Source organism: Thermogemmatispora onikobensis, from assembly GCF_001748285.1.
In the GTDB taxonomy this organism is placed as follows: Bacteria; Chloroflexota; Ktedonobacteria; order Ktedonobacterales; family Ktedonobacteraceae; genus Thermogemmatispora; species Thermogemmatispora onikobensis.
Map to the genome: position 1 here is coordinate 1 of NZ_BDGT01000107.1, position 3076 is coordinate 3076.

2 protein-coding genes are annotated in these 3076 nt (G+C 58.7%); both read right to left on the bottom strand.

The window, feature by feature from the left end; translation table 11 throughout:
• The coding region (locus BGC09_RS22685; RefSeq protein ID WP_176729010.1) for a non-ribosomal peptide synthetase at window positions 1-2397 on the bottom strand (2397 nt) is incomplete at its 3' end.
• A gap of 132 nt (window positions 2398-2529) precedes the next feature.
• Window positions 2530-3076: phosphopantetheine-binding protein (locus BGC09_RS21960; protein WP_141727921.1), on the bottom strand; the 547-nt coding region annotated here is incomplete at its 5' end.

Sequence of the window (3076 nt, forward strand, 5' to 3'; positions counted from 1 at the left end):
GGGGTCGGAAGGGGAGCAGAGGTGGACGGAGGCCCAGACGGTGGCTTCGGAGGGGCCGTATTCGTTGAAGAGGGGGGTGTGAGGGAGGCGGGCATAGTGCGCGTGGACCAGTGCCTGCGGGCAAGGTTCGCCAGCGACGATGCAGCAGCGCAGGGAAGCGAGTTGAGCGGGGGAGGAGAGTTCTAGGAGGAAGCGGTAGAGGGAAGGGACGGCGAGCAAGTGGGAGATGTCAGCCTGTTGGAGCAAGGAGGGGAGCAGGGAGAGGTGGTCGGAGAGGGGGGAAGGAGGCAGCACGAGGGTAGCGCCGGAGCAGAGGGACCAGAAGATGCCGGCGACGGAGCTGTCGAAGGAGCAGGGGGAGAGGAGGAGGAAGCGGGAAGGGGGGAGGTGGTGGTAGAAGAGGAGGCGAGAGAGAGTGGAGGCGAGCAGGTTGGCGTGAGAGATGGAGACGGCTTTCGGGGAGCCGGTGGAGCCGGAGGTGAAGATGAGGTAGGCGAGCTGGTCGGGGGAGCCGGACCAGGGGAGGTTGTCGGAGGGGAGGGAGGCGAGCAGCGTCAGGGTGTCGGGGGAGTCAAGGCAGAGGAGGGTGATGTCGGCGGGGAGGGAGGGCAGAGAGGGAGCGAGGGACTGGCAGGTGAGCAGGAAGGAGGGCTGGACCTGGGAGAGGAGGGAGGTCAGGCGGGCAGGAGGAGTGGAGGGATCGAGGGGGAGATAGAAGGAGCCGGCCTTGAGCACGGCGAGGAGGGAGACGAAGAAGGAAGGGGAAGGAGGGAGCAGGAGGGCCACGGGAGAGGAGGGAGAGAGGCCGAGGGAGAGCAGGAGGCGGGCGAGCTGGTTGGCCTGGCAGTTGAGAGTTTGATAGGAGAGGGAGGAGCCGGAGGCTGGCTCCAGCAAGGCGCAGGAGGAGGGAGAGCGGTGGGCCTGGGCTTCGAAGAGGAGATGGATGGCCGGAGCAGGAGCGGGAGGCAGAGGCTGGGGAGAGGAGCTGAAGGAGGTGAGGAGGAGGAGGCGCTCCTCATCGCTGAGGAGAGGGAGGGAAGCGAGCGAGCGAGAGGGATCGGAGACGAGGGAGGAGAGCAGGGTTTGCCAGTGGCGGGCGAGGCGCGCGATGGTCTCCTCCTCGAACAAATCGCTGCTATATTCAAAGCTGCCAGACAGAGAGCCATCGGACAACTCTTCCAGAATCAGCGAGAGGTCGAAGCGACTAGTTCCGCTAGACAGCGCGCTCTCTTGGACGCGCCAACCCTCTGGCAGTAGGGCGGGTTCTGGGGCCAGTGAAATGGCAACCTGAAACAAGGGATTCTGGGAGAGGTCGCGCTCGGGGAGAAGCTGCTGAACCAGGGAGTGGAATGGCATATCGCCGTGGGCCAGCACTTCTGTCAGATCGTGCCACGTCTGTTTCACCAACTCGTGACCGCTCGGCGTCTTGTTCAATTGGCTCCGTAGCACGAGTGTATTGAGAAAGTATCCTGGGATGGACTCAAACTCGGGCCGATGATGGCGATCACTTGTGAAAATACCAATCAGAAAGTCCTCCTGGTAGCTATAGCGGTAGAGCAAGATCTGGAAGGCTGCCACTAGAACCGTATAAAGACTGACACCCTCCTCTTGGGCGAAGTGACGCGCCATTTCCATCACATCTTTAGCAATAGTGAAATGATAGATGCTGCCCTGGAAACTCTGCTGCGCTGGGCGTGGGCGGTCAGTTGGTAGACTGAGCGTAGTAGGAGTACCCTCTAAATAGCGTTTCCAGAAAGCAGTCAACTCCTCCAGCCGCTCGCCAGAAAGATGGGCCTGTTGCCAGAGCGTGTAATCAGCGTACTGATAAGGAGCCGTTTCGATGCTTGAAGAAGGCTGCTGACAAAAGCGCTGATAGAAGTGGAAAAGTTCGGGGAGCAAGATGCGCTGAACAGTGTGCCCATCGCAGATAATGTGATGAACGATCAGGACGAGCCAGTGCTGCTGCGAAGAAAAACGAAGCAGATAGGCGCGCAACAGGGGGGCCTGAGAGAGATCGAGCGGGAGGCGTGCCTGCTGCTCGACCAGGGAACGAGCAGCAGTGAACTGCTCGGGGGCGGGCAGGGACGAGAAATCGGTCACAGGGAGAGGGAGCGCAGGGCAAGGTTGCACCACCTGCATAGGAGAGCCATCGATCAGGGGGAAAGAAGAGCGCCAGAGATGATGACGCTCTAGAAATGCCTGCAGGCTCTGCTGGAGAGCGATCTCATCCAAGGTTCCAGACATTTCGATAACAATAGGGGTATTGTAGACAGGAGAGTCAGGCTGTAGCTGAGAGAGAAACCAGAGCTGCTGCTGGCCATAAGAGAGAGGGGCCGGCTGCTCTGGATCGTGGTGAGGCAGGGGCGGCAACATCGCCCTTCCAGCCTGCTGAGTCATATTCCCTCCACGCAGCTTCTCAAGTAGTGCACGTCTCTTAGAAGAAAGATCTCTCTGTGATGCCATATCTACTGCACCTGCTTCCTAGCTTTAGCAAGTAAAACTTCTGTAATATTTAGCTAAATACAACTTTTATGCAAGACCAAGGCGAGAGAGCCACTCTTCGGCCTCATCATCGCTCATGCTCTCTACCTTCTCAAAAAGCAGCCGGTCGACATCTGCCGCCAGAGCACGCAGTGAAGTACTTCTGAAGAGTGCCTGGAGCGGCAGATCAATGCCGAATGCTTCGGAGATGCGAAGGAGGAGCTGGGCGCCCAGCAGCGAATTCCCTCCCAATCGGAAGAAATTCTCCTCAAGATCGATATGCTCTCTATGTAAGAGCGACGCCGCCAGCTCAGCAATTTTAGCCTCAACCGGGTTGCTGAGGCCTGCTTCTGCTTGATGATCATTACGTAGAATATGTGCCTCCTCTGGCCTTGGCAGATGGGCACGGTCAATTTTCCCATGCTCGTTCTTTGGCAAGCGGTCCAGTTTCACAAAGGTCCCTGGAATCATATAGTCAGGCAAGTGGTCTTGTAAATACTGGTGCAGACTGGGCAGAGTAAGCTCTGCTTCTGGCCGAGGCACGAGATAGGCAACCAATTGAGCGGAAGAGGGGTCATCAGAGGAAGGCTGATGG